The 842-nt window shown below is 63.9% G+C and carries 1 protein-coding gene; it reads right to left on the bottom strand.

The annotated features are described in order from the left end of the window. A partial coding sequence (locus HMPREF2550_RS12275; RefSeq protein WP_070790505.1) for an HNH endonuclease signature motif containing protein occupies window positions 1-842 on the bottom strand: 842 nt, incomplete at both ends.

Below are 842 nucleotides of genomic sequence, written 5' to 3'. Positions count from 1 at the left end.
GCGGCCTGCGAGTTGTGGTACTTGCATAACCACCCAAGGTTGGAGGGTGTGGTCTCTCCTCCGTGTTGGTGCTCGACCATGTGGTGGGCATCGCACTCCGAGGCTGGTGCCTTGCAGCCTTTCCAGGTGCACGTGGTGGAATCCGCCAGCATGACTTCTCGGTGTTTCGGGGTGGCGAAGCGTGCGTGGTAGGCGTTGACCGGTCCGTCCATGACGCCGATGAGGATGATCGCGCCGATGTCTTCGAGCTGCATGCGCACAAACTCTTCACCGGACACGATTACCCCGTTGTCGAAGTGGACCTGGACGTCGTTGCCTTCGCCTGCGATAATGCGCAGGTAATCACCCAGGTCCAGGTTGGCGGTCACGCGCACCAGGTACTCCGCTTTCGGGCACCCGCCGTTCAGCCAGCCGGTCACGTCGTTCTTCGCAGCATCAAAGACGCCTTGGACGTCGGCGGCGGGGCCGGTCAGGCGCAAGGTGGCGTACCCATCCCCGTGGTGGGTGACCCGTGCTTTCGGGGTGCGCGGCTCAGGCGCCTGCAACTCGGCTTTGAGTTCTGCGGCGACGCGTCGGATGCGCGCCAGGTCCCCGGCGGTGTTGCACAAGCGCTCGATGTAGTGCCAGCGCTTGGTTACGTCTTTGAGGGAGCGGGCGGAGCGGGTGATGTAGGCAAGTGTGTCCAACCGGTGGCCGTTGACACGCGCGCCTTCCTGGGCACGCGCCTGGTACTTGGTGTGCGAGGTTTTCCCGCACAACACGCTCGCGGTGTCGCGTAACTGCTTTGCGCGGTCGTGTTGGATGCCGTGTGCCTGCAATTGGGCAAGCTCAAGTCCGGCCGC

Source organism: Corynebacterium sp. HMSC074A01, assembly GCF_001831515.1.
In the GTDB taxonomy this organism is placed as follows: Bacteria; Actinomycetota; Actinomycetes; order Mycobacteriales; family Mycobacteriaceae; genus Corynebacterium.
This window is presented reverse-complemented; position numbering and strand designations above follow the sequence as displayed.